This is a genomic window from Mesorhizobium sp. M0152, from assembly GCF_040322415.1.
Taxonomy (GTDB): Bacteria; Pseudomonadota; Alphaproteobacteria; order Rhizobiales; family Rhizobiaceae; genus Mesorhizobium.
The window spans coordinates 1-17170 of record NZ_JAMYTH010000065.1; the positions used below are offsets into that span (position 1 = coordinate 1).

Annotated in this window: 21 protein-coding genes; 11 read left to right on the forward strand and 10 right to left on the reverse strand. The window is 61.5% G+C overall.

Annotated features, from left to right (window positions below):
* The 5 genes from NKJ26_RS33705 to NKJ26_RS31505 all read left to right on the forward strand — a co-directional run.
* Nucleotides 1-628: hypothetical protein (locus NKJ26_RS33705; protein WP_502903254.1), on the forward strand; the 628-nt coding region annotated here is incomplete at its 5' end.
* Between the two features lie 247 nt (nucleotides 629-875).
* Nucleotides 876-1055 (forward strand): hypothetical protein, encoded by a 180-nt coding sequence (locus NKJ26_RS31490; protein ID WP_352699598.1) that lies wholly within the window; start codon nucleotides 876-878, stop codon nucleotides 1053-1055.
* A gap of 314 nt (nucleotides 1056-1369) precedes the next feature.
* Nucleotides 1370-3655: a peptidase domain-containing ABC transporter gene (locus NKJ26_RS31495; protein WP_352699600.1), complete on the forward strand. Its 2286-nt coding sequence runs from the start codon at nucleotides 1370-1372 to the stop codon at nucleotides 3653-3655.
* Between the two features lie 33 nt (nucleotides 3656-3688).
* A complete protein-coding gene (locus NKJ26_RS31500; RefSeq protein ID WP_352699602.1) occupies nucleotides 3689-5095 on the forward strand; it encodes an HlyD family type I secretion periplasmic adaptor subunit in 1407 nt (468 codons plus the stop codon).
* Nucleotides 5096-5143: 48 nt separating this feature from the next.
* Nucleotides 5144-6877 (forward strand): tetratricopeptide repeat protein, encoded by a 1734-nt coding sequence (locus tag NKJ26_RS31505; protein WP_352699630.1) that lies wholly within the window; start codon nucleotides 5144-5146, stop codon nucleotides 6875-6877.
* Nucleotides 6878-6916: 39 nt separating this feature from the next.
* Here the strand turns inward: NKJ26_RS31505 and NKJ26_RS31510 are convergent, their stop codons facing one another.
* On the reverse strand, nucleotides 6917-7156 hold the full coding sequence (locus tag NKJ26_RS31510; protein WP_352699604.1) for a hypothetical protein: 240 nt from the start codon (nucleotides 7154-7156) through the stop codon (nucleotides 6917-6919).
* Between the two features lie 1211 nt (nucleotides 7157-8367).
* On the opposite strand from NKJ26_RS31510, the gene NKJ26_RS31515 reads away from it, so the two are divergent.
* From NKJ26_RS31515 to NKJ26_RS31525, 3 genes are all read left to right on the forward strand, one after another.
* Nucleotides 8368-8928, forward strand: a complete 561-nt coding sequence (locus tag NKJ26_RS31515; protein WP_352699606.1) for an EF-hand domain-containing protein — start codon at nucleotides 8368-8370, stop codon at nucleotides 8926-8928.
* Between the two features lie 124 nt (nucleotides 8929-9052).
* Complete coding sequence (locus NKJ26_RS31520) at nucleotides 9053-9349, forward strand: hypothetical protein (protein WP_352699608.1); 297 nt, start codon at nucleotides 9053-9055, stop codon at nucleotides 9347-9349.
* Complete coding sequence (locus NKJ26_RS31525) at nucleotides 9336-9470, forward strand: hypothetical protein (RefSeq protein ID WP_352699609.1); 135 nt, start codon at nucleotides 9336-9338, stop codon at nucleotides 9468-9470. The genes NKJ26_RS31520 and NKJ26_RS31525 overlap by 14 nt, the downstream gene beginning before the upstream one ends.
* A 56-nt stretch (nucleotides 9471-9526) precedes the next feature.
* Here the strand turns inward: NKJ26_RS31525 and NKJ26_RS31530 are convergent, their stop codons facing one another.
* Complete coding sequence (locus NKJ26_RS31530; protein ID WP_352699611.1) at nucleotides 9527-9883, reverse strand: hypothetical protein; 357 nt, start codon at nucleotides 9881-9883, stop codon at nucleotides 9527-9529.
* Nucleotides 9884-9941: 58 nt separating this feature from the next.
* Nucleotides 9942-10457, reverse strand: a complete 516-nt coding sequence (locus NKJ26_RS31535) for a DUF2231 domain-containing protein (protein WP_352699613.1) — start codon at nucleotides 10455-10457, stop codon at nucleotides 9942-9944.
* Between the two features lie 130 nt (nucleotides 10458-10587).
* Here NKJ26_RS31535 and NKJ26_RS31540 point away from each other — a divergent pair, with 130 nt between their 5' ends.
* Nucleotides 10588-10824 carry a hypothetical protein gene (locus tag NKJ26_RS31540; protein WP_352699615.1) on the forward strand — a complete coding sequence of 79 codons (237 nt, stop codon included), beginning with the start codon at nucleotides 10588-10590 and terminating at the stop codon, nucleotides 10822-10824.
* A gap of 16 nt (nucleotides 10825-10840) precedes the next feature.
* On the opposite strand, the gene NKJ26_RS31545 is transcribed toward NKJ26_RS31540, so the two are convergent.
* Nucleotides 10841-11044, reverse strand: a complete 204-nt coding sequence (locus tag NKJ26_RS31545) for a CsbD family protein (RefSeq protein ID WP_081689526.1) — start codon at nucleotides 11042-11044, stop codon at nucleotides 10841-10843.
* A 352-nt stretch (nucleotides 11045-11396) separates the two neighbouring features.
* Nucleotides 11397-11702, reverse strand: a complete 306-nt coding sequence (locus tag NKJ26_RS31550; RefSeq protein WP_352699617.1) for a hypothetical protein — start codon at nucleotides 11700-11702, stop codon at nucleotides 11397-11399.
* A gap of 347 nt (nucleotides 11703-12049) precedes the next feature.
* On the opposite strand from NKJ26_RS31550, the gene NKJ26_RS31555 reads away from it, so the two are divergent.
* Nucleotides 12050-12862: a class I SAM-dependent methyltransferase gene (locus NKJ26_RS31555; protein WP_352699619.1), complete on the forward strand. Its 813-nt coding sequence runs from the start codon at nucleotides 12050-12052 to the stop codon at nucleotides 12860-12862.
* A 225-nt stretch (nucleotides 12863-13087) separates the two neighbouring features.
* On the opposite strand, the gene NKJ26_RS31560 is transcribed toward NKJ26_RS31555, so the two are convergent.
* Nucleotides 13088-13258, reverse strand: a complete 171-nt coding sequence (locus NKJ26_RS31560; protein ID WP_352699621.1) for a hypothetical protein — start codon at nucleotides 13256-13258, stop codon at nucleotides 13088-13090.
* Nucleotides 13259-13756: 498 nt separating this feature from the next.
* Here NKJ26_RS31560 and NKJ26_RS31565 point away from each other — a divergent pair, with 498 nt between their 5' ends.
* Nucleotides 13757-14011, forward strand: coding sequence for a hypothetical protein (locus NKJ26_RS31565; protein ID WP_352699623.1), 255 nt, complete (start codon nucleotides 13757-13759; stop codon nucleotides 14009-14011).
* 659 nt (nucleotides 14012-14670) lie between these two features.
* Here the strand turns inward: NKJ26_RS31565 and NKJ26_RS31570 are convergent.
* From NKJ26_RS31570 to NKJ26_RS31585, 4 genes are all read right to left on the reverse strand, one after another.
* Entirely contained in the window at nucleotides 14671-14991 is a 321-nt protein-coding gene (locus NKJ26_RS31570) for a hypothetical protein (protein WP_352699625.1), read from the reverse strand.
* A gap of 358 nt (nucleotides 14992-15349) precedes the next feature.
* Nucleotides 15350-15559: a hypothetical protein gene (locus NKJ26_RS31575; RefSeq protein WP_352699627.1), complete on the reverse strand. Its 210-nt coding sequence runs from the start codon at nucleotides 15557-15559 to the stop codon at nucleotides 15350-15352.
* Entirely contained in the window at nucleotides 15559-15753 is a 195-nt protein-coding gene (locus NKJ26_RS31580; RefSeq protein WP_352699629.1) for a hypothetical protein, read from the reverse strand. Before NKJ26_RS31580 ends, NKJ26_RS31575 begins: the two co-directional genes overlap by 1 nt.
* Before the next feature lie 330 nt (nucleotides 15754-16083).
* Nucleotides 16084-16791: an SOS response-associated peptidase gene (locus NKJ26_RS31585; RefSeq protein ID WP_352699632.1), complete on the reverse strand. Its 708-nt coding sequence runs from the start codon at nucleotides 16789-16791 to the stop codon at nucleotides 16084-16086.
* Nucleotides 16792-17170 lie beyond the last annotated feature (379 nt).

Genomic DNA, 17170 nt, shown 5'->3' on the forward strand with positions numbered 1-17170 from the left:
CAACCGGTTCGACCGGAGCGACTGGCTCGACCGGAGCGACTGGTTCGACTGGAGCAACGGGTTCGACCGGGGCAACGGGCTCGACTGGAGCAACGGGTTCGACAGGTGCGACTGGCTCGACCGGAGCAACCGGTGCGACTGGCTCGACCGGAGCGACTGGCTCGACCGGGGCAACCGGCTCGACCGGAGCCACCGGTTCGACCGGAGCAACGGGCTCGACCGGTGCGACTGGCTCGACTGGAGCAACGGGTTCCACCGGGGCAACGGGCTCGACTGGAGCAACCGGTTCGACCGGAGCAACTGGCTCGACCGGGGCAACGGGTTCGACCGGAGCGACTGGCTCGACTGGAGCCACCGGTTCGACCGGAGCAACTGGCTCGACCGGGGCAACTGGCTCGACTGGAGCCACCGGTTCGACCGGAGCAACTGGCTCGACCGGAGCCACCGGCTCGACTGGCGCAACGGGCTCGACCGGTGCAACCGGCTCGACTGGCGCAACCGGCGCGACTGGCTCGACCGGAGCAACCGGCTCGACCGGTGCAACCGGTTCGACCGGAGCAACAGGCTCGCCTGGTCCAACCGGCCCGACAGGTTCGACCGGCTCGGGCGGCGGGACCGGCGACCATGAGCATGGCAACAATGGAGGCGGTAACGATCCTGACGGAAGCGACAGCAGCAACCCAGGGAAGGGACATCCCAATGATGGCACCGACAACGATGGCTCGCCGGGTAACGGTCCCGCCGCCAAGGTCACGTCCGACTCGCTCGGGCTCAAGGACACGACTCAGTTCCTGCAATCCAGCTCGAACGGCGGCAACAGTGATCCCGGCAGCCATGCTTCGTTCCGCAACCTGATCGGCCTTGCGGCCACATCGGTGACGACAGACCTGCTCAATGTCCTCAAGACGATCGGCGGATATGGTCAGAACCAGAACAAGCCGTCGGGGGCGAGCACGGATCTCACCTCCGACCAGACAAAACCTGGCGCCGGCTACGCCAGCAACGACCACACCGTCAAGACGTCCCTGAAGGATCTGTTGAAGCCGCACGAGTGAGCATGAATAGACCACGGACTCTGGTCCAGGTTTGAAAGACGAGCGCGCGGGCTTCGCTGGAAAGCGGGGTCCGCGCGCAACATCGTCCTGCAGAGACCGTGCTTGACCTTGTCCATCAGCCCGCCCAGCCGTCGCTCCCAGCAAGGACAGCCGCATGGCCCGGCGGCGACGACTATTTGCAAATTGGCGGGAAAGCTGGGTCCGCACGTCGAAAGAAGTGTCGCGCGGCCGATCGGCTGGGAGTATAAGGGACGTCGTCGGAAATCTCGGCACAAGCGCTTCGGCGCACCGGAAGAGAAGTCGGAAAGGTCCTCGTGAACGCTGAAATCAAGCCGGTCTCGATCCACGACGGCACCGAAGCCGAAGTCGCGACGGGCAGGGCGGGCGGCGAGGGCACGGCGCGGGTTCCCGGCGGTCCCGCTGAGCTCGACCAGGTCGGGCCACGCCTCAAGGCGCTGCTGCGGGCTGCCCGCCATCACGGCGTCGAGCTTGACCCGAACGAATTCAGGGCAGCGGGCGCGATTCCAACCGCGGCCGCTCTTTCTGAGTGGGCGAAGAATGCCGGCATGTGGTCGCGTGCCGTCCGCATCCGCTGGTCCCATCTCTTGCGCTTTCAGGACGCCGGACCGGTCGTCCTGTTGTTCAGCGATGGCGGGGCGGGTCTCCTTACCGGGGCGAGCGCCGAGCGCAATATCGTCTTCCTGAAGAGCGCGGATGCGCCTGAGGACGGCGAAGCCATAGCCATCGACGAATTGCGGCTTTCGCACGTGTGGACCGGCGAGGCGGTGCTGCTGCGCGCGGCACGCTCCTATATAGCAGCGGATGCACCTTTCACCCTTCGCTGGCTCGCCGAACTGGTGCGGCTCGAAAGCCGGCCCTTGCGCGAGATCGCCATCGCTTCGTTCACGCTCAGCGTGCTTACCATCCTACCGCCGCTCATCGTCATGACTCTGGTCAACAAAGTGCTGCAGTTCAACAGCGTCTCGACGCTGGTGCTGTTGTCGGCGGTGATCGCCGTCGTCTTCGTCTACGAGACGCTGCTCGGCCATGCGCGACGACTGATCATCAATGTCGTCGGCGCCCGTCTGGACACCAAGCTGCAGCTGCACGTCTTCAGCCGGCTGCTGCGCCTGCCGCTCGACTATTTCGAGCGCCATCCGGCCGGCGAGACGATGTACCACCTCGCCCAGGTCTACCGCATCCGCGAGTTCCTGACCGGCAAGCTCCTCAGCACGTTCCTGGATCTGATCACGCTTTGCGTGCTGGTACCGGTGATGTTCTACATCAACCCTACACTCGCCTGGATCGTGCTGGCCTGCGCGGCTGTGATCATGCTGATCATCCTCGCCTTCCTCAAGCCACTACGCCGGAGGTACCAGCGGGTGGTCGAGGCCGAGACCTGGAAGTCGGCCGCGATCGGCGAAACTGTCGTTGGCATCAAAACGGTGAAGGCGCTCGGCCTCGAGCCGCAGCGCAAGGCGCTCTGGGACGAGCGGGTGGCGGAAGCAGGGCAGGCGCGTCTCGCATTCGGGCAGCTCGCCAGCTGGCCGCAGACCCTGGTCACCCCGATCGAACGTTTGATGGTGCTGGGCACCATGCTTATCGGTGCCTATCTGGCGATGAACGACCGCTCTGGCTACATGGTCGGCGGCCTGTTCGCCTTCATGATGATCTCCCAACGCGTCGCGCAGCCGCTGGTTGGCCTGGCGCGTCTGGTCGAAGACTATGAGGAGGTCGGCGCGGCGATCGGCGAGGCGGCGTCGGTCCTCAACCGGCCCCTGGAGACCAGTTCAAAGTCCGCCGGCCTCAGACCCAAGCTCGCGGGCGAGGTCACGTTCAGCGACCTGACTTTCAGCTATATCGCCACAAAGACGCCAGCGCTCGACCGGGTCAGCTTCAACATCCCAGCAGGGACCATGTTCGGCATTGTCGGGCGAAGCGGGTCGGGGAAATCTACCATTGCCCGCCTGCTGCAGGGGATCAACCGCGATTATAGCGGTTTCCTTAAACTCGACGGTGTCGACCTCAAGGAAATCAACCTTCGCCACCTTCGTCAAGGGCTCGGCGTGGTCCTCCAGGACAACTTCCTGTTCCGCGGGTCGATCCGCGACAACATCATCGCTGGGCGCCCAGGCCTAACGCTTTCCGACGCCATGCGTGCTGCACATCTTGCCGGCGCCGAAGAATTCATCGAGCGGATGCCGAACGGCTACGACACGTATATCGAGGAAGGTTCGCCCAATCTGTCGGGCGGTCAAAAGCAACGGCTGGCGATCGCACGCGCCCTGATCCACGACCCGAACATCCTCATCCTCGACGAAGCGACCAGCGCACTCGACCCGGAAAGCGAGGCGATCGTCAGCGCCAATCTCATGCGCATCGCCAGCGGGCGCACAATGATCATCGTTTCGCACCGGCTCTCCTCGCTGACAGAGTGCGACCAGATCCTGGTCATGGAGCAGGGCAAGGTCCTCGACGCCGCACCGCATGCAATCTTGCTCGAACGATGCGCGCTCTATCGCCAGTTGTGGGCGCAGCAGAACCGCCACCTCGACGGCCATCAGGGCCGCTCGGTTGCCGTTCTGCCGCGTTTGGTTTGACGATGTCGCGCTTCGCCAGAGGTCCTGTGGCCCATGAGTAGCACCTCGCTCACCACTCGTCCGGCTCGCTGGCATCGGATGAAAGCGAGCGATCCGACGACGCCGGCCATACTCGAATTTCAGTGGCCGTCGACGGCTGTCGTCAACGCACCCATCCCGCGGGCGGCGCGCGGGATCGTCTGGATTATTTCTAGCCTTGTCGTCGCCTTGATAGCCCTGGCGGGGCTGATACCGGTTGATCAGGTCGTGACGAGCAGAGGGCTCGTGGTCTCACAATCGCCCAACATCGTCGTGCAGCCGCTGGAGACCGCGATCGTGCGGTCGATCGACGTTCGCGAAGGACAGCACGTCCAGGCCGGTCAAGTGCTTGCTCGCCTCGATGCGACCTTTGCTTCAGCCGACCTCTCGGCGCTTGCGATGCAGGTTTCGACGCTTGAAGCCGAAGTGGCGCGGTTGACTGCGGAAGCTGACGGCCAGCCCTTCAATTATGACGGCCTCGACCCAAGCTGGACCTTGCAGGCGTCAATCTGTGAGCGCCGAAAGGCGGTCTATGACGCCAAGGTTGAGAATTTCGACCGGCAGCGCGACGAACTCAGTTCGGTGATTTCGCGTTCCCAATCGGATGCCGACGGTTACCGCCAGCGGCTCAAAGTCGCGGCCTCGATTGAAGAGATGCGCAAGCAGCTCGAAGCAAGGCAGGTGGGCAGCCGCCTCAACACACTGCTCGCCGAGGACAACTCGGCGGAAATGTCCCGAGCGCTCGGCAACGCCGAACAGACCGCTGAAGCCGCCAAGCGCCAGCAGGCAGCAGTAGCTGCGGAGCGCGACGGCTATATTCAAGGCTGGCGAGCGGAAGTCTCACAAGGCCTGTCGGAGGCGAGCTCGCGGATGTCCGATGCCCGCGAGCTCCTCAACAAGGCAAAGCTTCGCAAGCAATTGGTCGAGTTGAAGAGCGAAGCAGACGCTATCGTTCAATCGGTGGCGAAGGTCTCGGTGGGCTCCGTTTTGCAGTCAGGCGAGCGCTTGATTACGCTGGTGCCGGCGAACGCGCCGCTCGAGATCGAGACAAACATCATCGGCAGGAGCAGCGGCTTCGTGCACGTCGGCGACCCCGTGGTGATCAAGTTCGACACCTTCCCCTATTCGCAATATGGCCTGGCCCACGGCACCGTGCGGGCGGTCAGCCCTGATTCCTTCTCGGCGCAGGAGCAAGCGCGCGACCCGAATAGTTCCCTGGCCATGCTGCCCTCGGACGCCGAACCGTTCTATCGCACGCAGATTTCCATCGATCAGGTTGCCCTCCACGGCGTGCCCGCCGGGTTCACCGTCAGCCCCGGCATGCCCGTGACTGCCGACGTCAAGGTCGGCCGCAGAACGGTGCTCAAATACATTCTCGGTGCGATGATGCCGATCGGCCAGGAAGCGATGCGGGAGCCTTAGGCCCAGCGCAATATGCGACAAAACCGAGGAATCTGGGGCTTGGAATCGATGACAATTCTGGATCGGCTGACTGGCCTCGCCAACCCGGCAGCAGCCTTGCGCCGGGCGATCCATCTCTCTGATGGCGGCAAACCAGCTGAAGCCTTTCCGCTCATGGCGATTGCCGCGCGTGCGGGGATCGCCGACGCCGAGTATCGGGTCGCGCGTTGCTATCTCGAAGGTTCGGGCGTGCCGCCGAGCCGCATGGAGGGCGCACGCTGGCTGCGGCGGGCAGCGAACCACGGGAGCGCCGATGCGCAGGCGCTTCTCGCCGCACTCCACGTGACCGGGCTGGCGCCGGCGGAGGTTGACGGCAAGGGCCCGGGATCGGAGCGTTTGTTCGAACGAGATTCCTCGAGCGAGCCTGACTTCGCGGCAGCGCTCGACTTTGCCACAAAGGCGGCCGAGGCTGGCTCGGCGACCGGGCGGGCGATCCTCGGTTACATTCTTACCAGCGGTCCCAAACCAATGCGCAACGCGGATGCGGCGCATCGCTGGTATGAGCAGTCCGCCGCAGCCGGCTGCGCCGAAGGATGCCTCGGCTTTGCCCTTTCGCTGGCCCGGCGCGGTGGGCTCGCGGACCGCGGCCGGATCGCTCAAGAGATTCGACGTGCAGCCGACGCCGGCCTGCCGACTGCAACCTACCTCCTCGCGGTCATAACCGAGCATGGGCTGGGCGTAACGCAAGACCTCGTGGCAGCCACGAGCCTGTATCAGGCCGCCGCAGAGAAAGGCCTTCCCGCGGCCCAGTTCCGGCTCGGGTTGGCGCTGATCGATGGTGGGCTCGTCGAGCACGATGCCGCAGCCGGGGAGGCCTGGGTACGGCGCGCCGCGTTGGCGGGGAGTATCGAGGCAGCGTATCTCCTCGGTGATCGATATGTGAAGAGCAGGCCTCCGGATTTTGTAAAGGCCGCAGCGTGGTATCTGCGGGCGGCCGAGGCGGGTCACCAAGCCGCGGCTCGTGCTATAGCCTCGCTCTACCTGACGGGAAACGGCGTGGCCAAGGATGTCAAGGAGGGGACACGCTGGCTGCGCGCTTCTGCAAACAGCGGAAACCAGGAAGCACAAATCGACTTAGCCAATCTCGTTCTTGGAGGAGCCGGCGAGCCGGACGACACGACAAGCGTTGCCGAATGGTTCGAGGCGGCGGCGTCATCGGGCAACCTGATCGCGGCGTTCAACCTCGGGCTCTGCTTCGCCAAGGGGGTCGGCGTCCGACAGGACGAAGAGCAAGCGGCACAGTGGCTGAGGCGCGCCGCCGAAGGGGTGGCCGAGGCGCAATACATGTATGCGCGCATGCTTCAGGATGGGCGCGGCGTGGCGGCCGACCCCCAGCAGGCCCGCGTCTGGTTTGCCGAAGCAGCCGACGCCGGCGTACGCGACGCGCAGGTGGCACTTGCCGAGATGCTGCTCAACGGGCGTGGGGGTGCGCGTTCGCCAGCGGCTGCGGTGCAGTTGTTCGAGCGGGCGGCTGAAGACGGCCACGCCGGGGCGATGTTTGCGCTTGGAGCGCTGTACGCAGCCGGCCAGGGGCTGCCGATCGACCAGACGGCAGCGCAGAAATGGTTCGCCGACGCTGCCGATCGCGGACATGGCCAAGCCCAACTCATGCTCGGGCGTTATCTCTCCAACGGGCTCGCTGGGGAGCGCGACCCGGCGACCGGTCGGCTTTGGCTTGAGCGCGCAGCTGCGCACGGCATTCAGGAAGCTGCCGACGAACTCGCCGAGTTCGCTTCGGATTGAATTGGTCGACTTGCTAGAATGTCTACATCACTTGCTGCCTCACACTTGCGCGGCCGAGATGCCGTCCCGCGTCGATGCCTTGGGCAGCCAGCCGACCTTCATCAGCGATGTGCCCCATAACGATCCGACTACGGCTACTTTCTCGCCCGATTGACCTTCAGGCATCAAGGCATGCAGCGTGACGTTCGCATGCTCAATGGTCGAACGGGTCTTGAAGAACGCGCAGCTGGAAATCCCGATCTCGCTGCCAGGATACCGCCGCAAATTCGCCGGCGCCATCGGCGAAAGCCTGCAAAATCTGAAAGCCGGTTCGGAGAAGGCAATGCGCGTCAAAGCGGCGCTGGCCCGACGCTCCCCGTCTCTTGTGACGCTCGGGCTGCGGACCGGTGCCTTGGCCAAGGCGTGGACGATCGCCGTACAGCCGACGAATTCGGCGTCGAAAATCTATCGCGAGAGTCGAGAACCGCACCGCTTCCCGATATCCAAGTCGAAAACTACATGTAAGGCCTGCCTCCAGCTTCCGGGACCTCGCCAATCTCCCGAGCGGCCGCGACCCCCGAGATCGGCGGGGTGGCCGGCACGGGCCCTAGATTATGGCGGCTTCAAACAAGGTGTTGCTAATATACGGCACCGACTGCATCTCTGGCTGCCTCGGGTCGCGGAACCGCTTCCATCGGCCGCCCGTTAAGATCAAGATGACAGCACCAACGAAGCGAGGCGACGAAGATGGACAAGGGACCAAACACCAAAACCATTGAGATGTACGGTCTCCTGGCGGTTCCGCTGTCACTTCTCATCACGGTGCTGCTAGCGGGCGTCATTCTTGGCTGAACAACCATGACGAAGACGCCGGGACAGCGGCGCAAAGTTGCGGCGGCCCGGCACCCTTCATTGACACTGAGCGAACCAGAGGGGCGCCGCGCCGGCGCGTGGAGGTAAACGGCGCTAAGTTGTGAACGGTCAGCCGGGCATGACGTTTCGCCTGCGCCGCGCTCTGAGATCCGTAATTGCCGGCCCAACGCGTGCCAGAATGGCGATGCGAAGGCCGAGCGGAGGGCGGGCCATCCCCTGGCTGCTGTTCGACCGTTCGCCAGTTAGTTGGGCTTGATGTATATCCCCGACTTCGCCCGCTGTCTGACTGCGCCCAGAGCGGCGCGCCACCTAACGTTCCAGGTGTTCTGCCAGGGCAAGGGACGCTCGACAATTCTGCCTGCGCGCGTCTCAACTTTTTGAGACATTTGCCGACCGAGACGCAGACCTCATCTGTGCGGAACAACCAGTCGTGTGCGTCTTGAAAGTCGATGGAGCCGGTGGACTCGCTGCATGTCACGCCGACATGCCATTGCGGATGAGATCCGGAACTGTGTGGACGCCTTCGCCCCATCGGAACAAGACCTCGATATCAGAAGCACTGCCTTGGCTGCGTGGTAAGCCTTTGAGATGGCCGCCAGGAACCAGGAGGTGAGCTGCGGGTTTGCTTGGATGCCGACATGATCGGCCTGGCCATTCATCCACAGGAGAACCCAATGACCTCACCGAGCAAAACCGCTGCAGTTGCCGCAGTGCTGGCTATCTTGGCCTCGCCAGCACTCGCCCAGTCGAGCGGAACACCTGTGCCCGCGATAAAGGCACAGGATCATGGCCCCGAACAGTTGCCGGATGCGGCCGGACAAACCCAAGATTCCATGCGTGAAATGATGCGACAGATGATGGACGAGATGATGAGGGAAAGAATGCAGGAGGATCGCGGTCCCCGAGCAGAGCAGCGTGCTGGCGACCGCTGGCATCGGGGCTACAGAATGGGTCCGCCTGGGAGGCAGCGGATGATGGGTGGCCGCGACGGCATGGGAGCGGGGATGATGCATGGCGCACCGATGCGAATACTATTCGCCATAATAGACGGCGACGGCGATGGGGCGCTTTCACAGACCGAGGTTCAGGATTTCATCGGACGGATATTCAATGCCGCTGATGAGAACAGCGACGGCAACGTCGACATGGATGAAATCCGAGTTTTCTTCCACGGAACAGGCGAGGAGGGCAAAGGCTAAATACGAATGCCGCTTCGTCCAGGCCAATGCTGGACCGATCTGGATGAGGTGCGCGCTTGAGTCTCAGTGAAACATCGGTGAGAGCCTAACAACCGGCGATGCGCCTTGGTGCGCCCTTGGCGCAATGTACCGTCAGGACAAGTGGGTTTCAGGGGGATTCCAAACCGCCGTTTGGCGTCTCTGTCCACAGAAGGCACGATATGGTGCTGCGCTCTTCTGCGGGATCAGCATCATCCTGCCGCTGATCACGAACCTGGCTTCCATGGTCAGATACGTCATTGGGCTTGCGCCGCTGATGATGTTGATTGCCGAGCTGCTGTCGGTATCGAAGCTGACCTATCTCGTGACTTTGGCGCTTTTCCTGAGCGCATGTTATTTCATGACTGTGGCGTGGATCGGAGGCTATCTTGCCCTGGTCTGAAACCCAGGGACCCTATGGACGTGCTGCCTCGATTGGCGGCTACGCGCTGGCGGCGGTTCTGGCCGCGTCCGAAATCGTCATCTTCGCGCTCGCTCTCAACCCAAATGTCAACGACGACTAGCGAGCCTTTTATATTGATCGCACAACGACGTGCCTCAACCGCGATGCGGTTGGCAGCTACACTCCCGGCCAGACGGTGTCGTTCCGGTCTGACGGCGCCAAACAAGCAGCTGGCATGATGGTCTGTGGTTGGTCGGGCCCGGTAGCCGACGGGACCCATTCGCTGGCCTTAGGCAACGGCCACAAAGTCGTTACGGCGAGACCGCCTTCGCGATGTTCGACGGCATGAATGATCGCTTCATAGACGCTACCGATCTCTTCATCGATCTCCTGAATTGGGATGCCTTCGACGGCAGCCGCCCGCAGGGCCTTGTCTGCCATATCAGTCACAAGCCGGCCCGGGTCGTCGACTGGCCCCTCCGGCATATGTTCGGAAATCCATTTGTATAAAAAGTCGGCACCGCGAGTGCTCATGGCGGTTGCTGGATAACGACCCCCGCCGAGACAGACCTTGGATGGGGGCCAGGCAATGTCAGGCCTTTCGCGATAGCCTCGGGCGCGAGGTGAGGTCCTCACCCTCTTCGGGTTGCACGCCGACCCTGTGTTCATAGACGAGCGTTCCGCCCTTCCAGCCGGTATAGAGAAGGAGCAGGACGATGATTGTCGACAGAGCCAGGCCCCACGGCAAAGCGCCCTCGGCAGCTCCGGCGCTCAGGCGCAAGAGGAAGCTGGCGAGCGCGAGCACCACTGCCGTGACATTGCCGATCATGTGGTGCCATGCCGCGCTTATCGAGCGCACGGCAGCATTTCCGAGGAAGTCGGCAAAGCCGGCCAACGCCGCGGCAGCGCCGCTCATTAACAGGGCAAAGCCGAGCAGCCAGAAGGAAGCCTCGGCCCAGAACGCATTGCCGGTCGACCAGAACATCACATCCGAAAGGAAGACCGAGACCAGCAACGCGATTGGGAAAGGAATCCACATCGGATGGACTGGGTGACGGCCAATCTTGGCGGTGGTCGCAACGCCCAGGAGGTGATGTGTCTCCGGCATATCTACTAACGTCGGGTTCAGCAGAGTGTTCCCGCGGCAAAGAGACCTCCATCGGCGCGGCGGGCCGGAGAACGGCAGAGCAAAGCGCCTTTGCGATAGCCAAAGCAGGGAGCCGATTGGAGACGCTAGCATGGCGACCCGACACAACATGCTGCGAAAGCAGAATGCAGTTACGGCAATCCGTCACTGCCAATCAGCTGATTTGATGATCGTTTACATCGGCGGCTTGGGTGAACAGATGACCGCCCGGGAAAACGACAGATTGCCGGCACCACATCAGCGAAAATCGACAAAAGCTCAAGCGCTGGGTTCACGGGCTCTTTGGCACCCAGTGCAAGCCGCCAGCCGCGGCCGCCCTTTTGCTTGACTAGTTCAACTCCGTCCTACCAGCCTTGCCGACCATACCAGTCGTCGACATCTTGGCGCACGCGATCTTTCTCGATGCCGTAGCGTTCCTGGATTTTGCCTTCGAGCTGATCGCGATTCCCGGCGATACGGTCGAGATCATCATCAGTGAGCTTGCCCCACTGTTCCTTGACCTTACCTTTGACTTGCTTCCAGTTTCCCTCGACTCGGTTCCAGTCCATGACAATTCCTCCTTCGTCTGACCCGAGAAAAACGATCGTACGATCCCGAGGTTCCGCTAACGCAGGAGTGCCGGGCAGTTGAGCGGTGGGCGAGGCGTTATCTCACGCCTCTCGCAGGCGATAGCGCGCGCTCGCGAGCAGCCGTGACGATCCCCGAAACTTCCTGATAGGAAGGCTTCCTTTCACTCCGTGGATGCGATCGGCGCGAAGCGCGTCCTGCCGTTCATGAAGCAGCCTGTCCTATCGATTGAGCAAATGAGGACGGTCTTGGAAGAACGTGTGCACCCCATTCAGCACCGCAAGCGAGGCAGGCTCTTGTTTTAGTCTGCAATTGCGTGACTGGCCGGAGACATCAGTCCGGGGTGTCGACGAACGACTTCTTTGGCTTCGGTGGGACGTACCTCTGCACCAGGCGCACCTTGGCGGCATCGACCGTAACATGGGTACCAAGGCTCACGGTCACCTTTGCCTCGTCGATCCTGACGATATCGCCGATCAGCTCGATTTGCTGGCCCTTCGTCACCTTCGTGGCGCTGTCGACGATAGAGTGGGGGAAGTTATAGCCTGGAATCGAAACACTGACGCGGTCGTCTGTGACGCGCTTCAGAACCGTGGCCATGATCGCCACTTCGTCGCCGACTTTTATTCCGCTGGCCATTGCACGATTCTGGAGCGGCGCGCGCGATTGTCAATATTAGAAAAGACTAATGTATCCCTGGTGGTGCGTACGGGCCGAAGCGCTGGACTTTCTCCTGGAGTTCGCGAGGCCGGCAGGGAAAGCGTGCGCTCGATGAAGGGAATTTCTTGGTCGCCGTCGAGGCAACAATTCCGTAACTCGATGGCGCGGGCAAGGGAAGCCGCTGGGAGACGTAGGTCTGTGGAACGTCGTTGTTGTGAGGCGCGGTCCGGTCAGGAGTTTTGCAACTCTGCTGCCGCTCCGCTGACTCGACATTATATAGCCGATACTAATTATTGGTCCTCGGGTGGAAAACCTTGGCAGGGGACATGATGAAACCATCTTGGAACAACGTTGGAGACAGCCGACTCCTGTCTCTTTTTCAAAGCTACGCTGATCGGATGACAAAGCGGCGGGTTACACGCAAACTCGACTCATACCAAGATTGGCTGAGAGCTCTCATCCTGACGCGTCTCCCGACGAGGAAGGCTCATCACTGCAATGCCTGCGATCGCGGTGTGGCGGCTTTCTACCGTTTCGGGCGATACACGCTTATATGCCCGCTTTGTCATGCACTCGATCGTGAGCGGTTTTTGATTTGTGCTCTCGACCGTAAGCTTATCAGGCTACCGGCGGGACCGCTTAGAATTCTCCAGATTGCGCCGAGCGAGAAGGGGCTTTCAAAGAAACTAGCTCTGGCGGGCAACCTCATTAAAGGCGATATCGAGCCCGGACGGTACGGCCCGGATACCGTGCAGATTGACCTAATGGATATGACCGGCACCAGCGATCTCGACATAGTCCTCTTGTGTCATGTCATGGAACACGTCCCTGACGATCGGCATGTTTTTCGGCAAGTTTGGTCATCTCTTAAGCCTGGAGGACGGGTCTGGATCCAAGTACCACTTATCTATCGTCAAACGATCGAATCGGATCCTTCCATGTCACTGAGCGAGAGGGACGAGCGCTTCGGCGGATCAGATCACGTGCGAGCCTACGGACCCGATATCAAGCAGCGTATCGAGGACGCCGGCTTTACGGTCGCCCGAATAAGTTCAGACCGTATTCCTGCCGCAGATCGCGAACGTTTTGGGCTTCTCCCCGATACTCTCTTTATCGCCGAACGGCCCCGCGCAACATAATCCGGATTGAAAGTCGACGTTGCAGACGCGGTGCTTGGTGGCGATCATCGCTACCGTGGGCAAGCGCATCGGGGGGTCGCGTTGCGGATTCCGACAGCCAATTCCCCTATTCGAAATGGATTCGAGGAGCCAGTTAGGGCGTGAAGACGTTCCGTTGGCCGAGAGGCACCACGCCTTTAACGCCCTGTTGATTGAAGAATCGCGATTGGCCTCGCGGGAGCATAGTCAGAAGCCAAGCGTGATCCACGGATTCGCGTCCTCGTATCCGAGGCGCGGCTTTGCCGGCATTGTGCCGCTGTCCGGCGATGTGACGGTTCCGGTCAAACCGCAGTCCAGCTCAGGAACGGGCTTCTTGGCCGAATGTTTGGTGAAGACAGCAGCGTCGCTGATTGTCACTTTCTTCTCCTTGGCAACAGCGACACCAGTCGCAGCGAACACGACAGCTGCACAAGCGATGGCCACTCTCATTGGAATCCCCTCCCGTACGCATCCTCCGGACGCGGGCACCTGACGTTACGTCGTCTTTATATTAGCAACAACGAACATTAAGGTGGCGCGATCTCAGCCGAAAGCGGTAGCTTGCAGCTCGCCGGCGGACCCGCAAGGAGCCATGACCGGCCAGCGCAGTTCTGGACTCCCATCCAAAACAGTCGCATTCGTATCGGCTGCGACGGCAATGCCGCCGCCTTCGAGCGCGACCGGCGGCCTGTAGATGGGCGCTGACCGCCTGGTCGGCGGCCGGCGCCGCCGCTACAGCCGTTCGATCCGGCTAAGAGTGCCGTCGCAGCGGTCAGGCGTTCAGTGCTACCCGGCCGTAGACGGATGAGCCACCCGTCAGTGGTTAGCCGGTCTCGCCGGCACTATGCTCACGTCAAAGCTGGCGGGCAGCGGCTGATGCGTGTTCTTGATGGCCGCCGTCGTGCTCCTATCAACGGGCAAGATTATCACCATCCGGGCCGTTCGTTGTGGCCACAGCGGTTCTCCGAAAAGCAGGAACACGATTGCAACGATGCTTATCAACAGAAGCGTCGCGCAGGTATTCACGATGATCTCGCCAAGCCGCATACAACTCTCTTTGACCACGAGTACCCGCCACATCGCGGGAAGATGGCGGGCACTCATTCGACTGACGATGAAGGGACAGGATAATCGACAGTCGACAAATGCAAATGGGCAAGCGGGATGAATGGTTTCACGCCTCGGACCTTTGCAGCGGGACCCCGGGACTTTGGTCGCAGTTGCGGCCTTGTCAGCAAGACACAACACACTGCCCCCCCGGCTAACCGGGTCTTTCAAACATTGATGTGCACCCAGTCACATTCGGATCACTGGTGCTTCTGGCCAGATTGAATCACGCACGCATCAGGCGGGCGCGACACACCTTACCGCACGGAACAGGCCCGCCGTTCAGTTTGCGGTCGGAAGGGCTTGGCAAGCGAGACTGGGAAATGCGCCGTCAGCATCAGGCGGTTCCGCGAGATCAGGACCAGTACGATGATGGTGGCCAGATAGGGCAGGGCAGACAAGGGTTCCGCGGGTACGCCCGTCATTGCCGCGCCGAACAGCCCTGATCACGCTGTAGCCGATCGCATGCGACGTCATTGTGTGGCGCCATTTGTCACGACCACCAGCCCGCCCCATCGCACTTCCGGCTTCCAGGTCCAGCGCAAACGGCCTGAGCGGCATCAACATGATCGCTGGTCCATACGACGACAGAATGCCGTCAACTGCTTGCCGGAAGCGAACTTCGCATGTGACTGGCATAGCCGATGACCAGGCGCCGCCTTCGTCACCTTGCGGTGAGCTGGCTATCTGACGCAGTGATCGTCGTCTCGTTGAACCAGGAGCTGGTGTGAGGCGACAGGCCGGCGCGGAAAAATCTCGGTCATCTCGAATACCGGCAACATGGAGGCGCCCACCTCTGGTGCTTTCTGCTTCGCCTTGAGATCGATGATTTCCTCGTCGCGTCTGGCAATTCGACTTTCCAGATTGGCGATGCGTTCGCTCAGCAAATAGCGTCCAACGGCAAACCCGCCACCTCCAAAGAGCACGGCGAATGTGGCAAAGGCCGTCGGATTGGTCACTACCAGGGCCGAGTTGATCTCTATGAAAGTGATAAGATCATGCATGGGCAGATCCGGTCCTCATCATCCCGCAAACAGCTGAAGCTGGCGGTGGTCCCGCCGGCGGTTCGTAGCGGCCAAAGAGCCATTCTTTCGGCGGACGCTTCGGCCAGCCTGAATGGCTCGCAATAGGCGACACGCAAGAGGGGATGATGCGCGCGTCTCGTAGAGGTCGCCGTCGGGCAGCTGCTCCGGGTCGCATAGGGCCAGCTTGTCGGCGACATCGTCCTCGGGCCGTTGCCGCCGAAATGGCCAGCCCTTGCCAAGCTCCGCGAGCAACCAATCCGCTCTCTTGTCTCGCTCCACTCATCGGCAGTATCGCAGCCCTCGGGAGGCACAGGTTCCGTTCGCATATCCGCCGCAGTTATCTCAGCACAGGCGGCGTTGGATCGAAGCTTACCGCCACAAGTTGCGGATATCTTTGTGCAAGAGCGAGGATTTGGGTTTCGATTTCGCAGTTATAAGCCATGAGCGCCTTCACGGTCTCAATGGGGCTTTCGTAGCAGGCGATGAGTTTCTCCGCTTCCAAGTGCAGTTCGGCTCTCGATTCAGCGTCAAGGTGCGTCGTGGCCATTACGGTCTGTGCTCCTGGCGAGTTGCCCTGCGCGGTGCTGACAGCGCGTCAAGCCGGTCTTGAAGATGTCCATTGAGAACGATCATTTCCTTCAACGCCTTCACAGGATCACCCTTGTGCTGGGCAATGAACTTATCCGCGATTGCTTGGAGGACCGCTTCCTGGCGGCTGTCCAGCGTTACAATGTGGGCCATGAGGGTGCTCCCAAGCTTCATACCTATAGTGAACAAAAACAGAACAAATGTCAAGCAGAAGTCCGCGTCGCCTGGTGCAAACCCGGTGCCAAGCGTCTGAGGCCTGGGCCTCTGCGGGCCGGTGCATCACTGCAACGTCACGCACCCTTGTCGACCGGAACCTCGGGCGACGTTCCGTGTTGGGAATTGGTCGGTAGATGCGATGATGCAGCGCGCGGAACTTGACGTGGACTGTCTGCTGCCAAGCGCGTCGGAGGGCCCAGGGTTCGCATTTCACGGGTTTATCGAAGCCCGCATAGCGCGCCGCGGGATCTGGCGCGATGACAGTTCCTAGAACAATGAGCCTTGCGTCGGTCCAGGGACTTCAACCTTGATTTGCGTGGCGGGCTTCTCAACAATGATGAGAGCATCATCCGGTGCTGTGCGTTGCAAGTGCTTCGCCTCCGACCAAGGCGCTGTCAGCCATGTCTCGGTCTCCTCGGGTGTCCTCAGGATCACCGGCATGGCTTTCTCGTGGATCGGGGCAATGAGCGCGTTGGGCTTTGTGGTCATGAATGCGTAGATCTCGTGCTCGCGGGGGCCTTCCTTGAACTTGCGAACTCCGTGCCAGCGCGTCCACAAGCCGGCAAAGAAGAAAAGCGGGCGGTCGTGGTTCAGGGCAAACCAGAAGTTTCGCTGAATGCCGCCTGTCTGCGGGTCCTTGTCGTTCGGCGTGGGGCTGGGCTCCGCGAAGCTCGTCACAGGCACAACGCAGCGATGTTCAATGCCCACATACTGCTGCCAGTGAGCGTACTGCGGGTTTCGTATGTTCGTGGTACCGGAGTCCGCATTGCCTCTGACCCGCTCAACTGGCGTCGGCATTCCCCAACGCAGATTGGCAAGCTCGCGCTCACCGTCGGGCGCATTGCGAACCACCGGACCGAACTGGTTGGGGTAGATATCAATGGAAGGCTCAAGGTTGCCTAGGATATCCCGCAAGGCGTGGGTCCATTGGCGCACGGCTTCTTGCGACGTCGTAATGTTGTAGAGATTGCACATGCCACAGTGTGCCGTGAGAGCGTCCGGGCCGCCAGTCAAAATATCGCCGCCGGAGTTGCGGTTTTCGGTGGTTGGGTCCCGCAGGCGCCATGTTCGGTTGGCGTGGGCACTGCGCGAACCGGCATGCATCTGCGGGCCACGGTGGGTCTGTCGAAGTTTCCACACAGGATGGGGTCCAACGCGGTCATCATCGTACAGCAGTAGACCTGCCTAATTCTCTACCGAACGGTCCCGCGTAATCCGATGCTATAGGACCACGCAACGCGGGATGTGAGCGCCGCATTCACCGGCCGCGACTTCGCCGCCTCCGCTCACTGCTGCGGGCTTTTCGACGGGCAACTCTAAGTTCGGCAAGTGTTGGCCTCCACCAGCCTCTGAA

What these genes read in the sequence shown, in the direction of transcription:
- NKJ26_RS31500 (WP_352699602.1), top strand. Translation starts at nt 3,689, where the DNA reads ATGAGTAGCACCTCGCTCACCACTCGTCCGGCTCGCTGGCATCGGATG.
- NKJ26_RS31505 (WP_352699630.1), top strand. Translation starts at nt 5,144, where the DNA reads ATGACAATTCTGGATCGGCTGACTGGCCTCGCCAACCCGGCAGCAGCC.
- NKJ26_RS31510 (WP_352699604.1), bottom strand. Translation starts at nt 7,156, where the DNA reads ATGGCGCCGGCGAATTTGCGGCGGTATCCTGGCAGCGAGATCGGGATT.
- NKJ26_RS31515 (WP_352699606.1), top strand. Translation starts at nt 8,368, where the DNA reads ATGATCGGCCTGGCCATTCATCCACAGGAGAACCCAATGACCTCACCG.
- NKJ26_RS31520 (WP_352699608.1), top strand. Translation starts at nt 9,053, where the DNA reads ATGTACCGTCAGGACAAGTGGGTTTCAGGGGGATTCCAAACCGCCGTT.
- NKJ26_RS31530 (WP_352699611.1), bottom strand. Translation starts at nt 9,883, where the DNA reads ATGAGCACTCGCGGTGCCGACTTTTTATACAAATGGATTTCCGAACAT.
- NKJ26_RS31535 (WP_352699613.1), bottom strand. Translation starts at nt 10,457, where the DNA reads ATGCCGGAGACACATCACCTCCTGGGCGTTGCGACCACCGCCAAGATT.
- NKJ26_RS31540 (WP_352699615.1), top strand. Translation starts at nt 10,588, where the DNA reads ATGGCGACCCGACACAACATGCTGCGAAAGCAGAATGCAGTTACGGCA.
- NKJ26_RS31545 (WP_081689526.1), bottom strand. Translation starts at nt 11,044, where the DNA reads ATGGACTGGAACCGAGTCGAGGGAAACTGGAAGCAAGTCAAAGGTAAG.
- NKJ26_RS31550 (WP_352699617.1), bottom strand. Translation starts at nt 11,702, where the DNA reads ATGGCCAGCGGAATAAAAGTCGGCGACGAAGTGGCGATCATGGCCACG.
- NKJ26_RS31555 (WP_352699619.1), top strand. Translation starts at nt 12,050, where the DNA reads ATGATGAAACCATCTTGGAACAACGTTGGAGACAGCCGACTCCTGTCT.
- NKJ26_RS31565 (WP_352699623.1), top strand. Translation starts at nt 13,757, where the DNA reads ATGCGTGTTCTTGATGGCCGCCGTCGTGCTCCTATCAACGGGCAAGAT.
- NKJ26_RS31570 (WP_352699625.1), bottom strand. Translation starts at nt 14,991, where the DNA reads ATGCATGATCTTATCACTTTCATAGAGATCAACTCGGCCCTGGTAGTG.
- NKJ26_RS31575 (WP_352699627.1), bottom strand. Translation starts at nt 15,559, where the DNA reads ATGGCCACGACGCACCTTGACGCTGAATCGAGAGCCGAACTGCACTTG.
- NKJ26_RS31580 (WP_352699629.1), bottom strand. Translation starts at nt 15,753, where the DNA reads ATGGCCCACATTGTAACGCTGGACAGCCGCCAGGAAGCGGTCCTCCAA.
- NKJ26_RS31585 (WP_352699632.1), bottom strand. Translation starts at nt 16,791, where the DNA reads ATGTGCAATCTCTACAACATTACGACGTCGCAAGAAGCCGTGCGCCAA.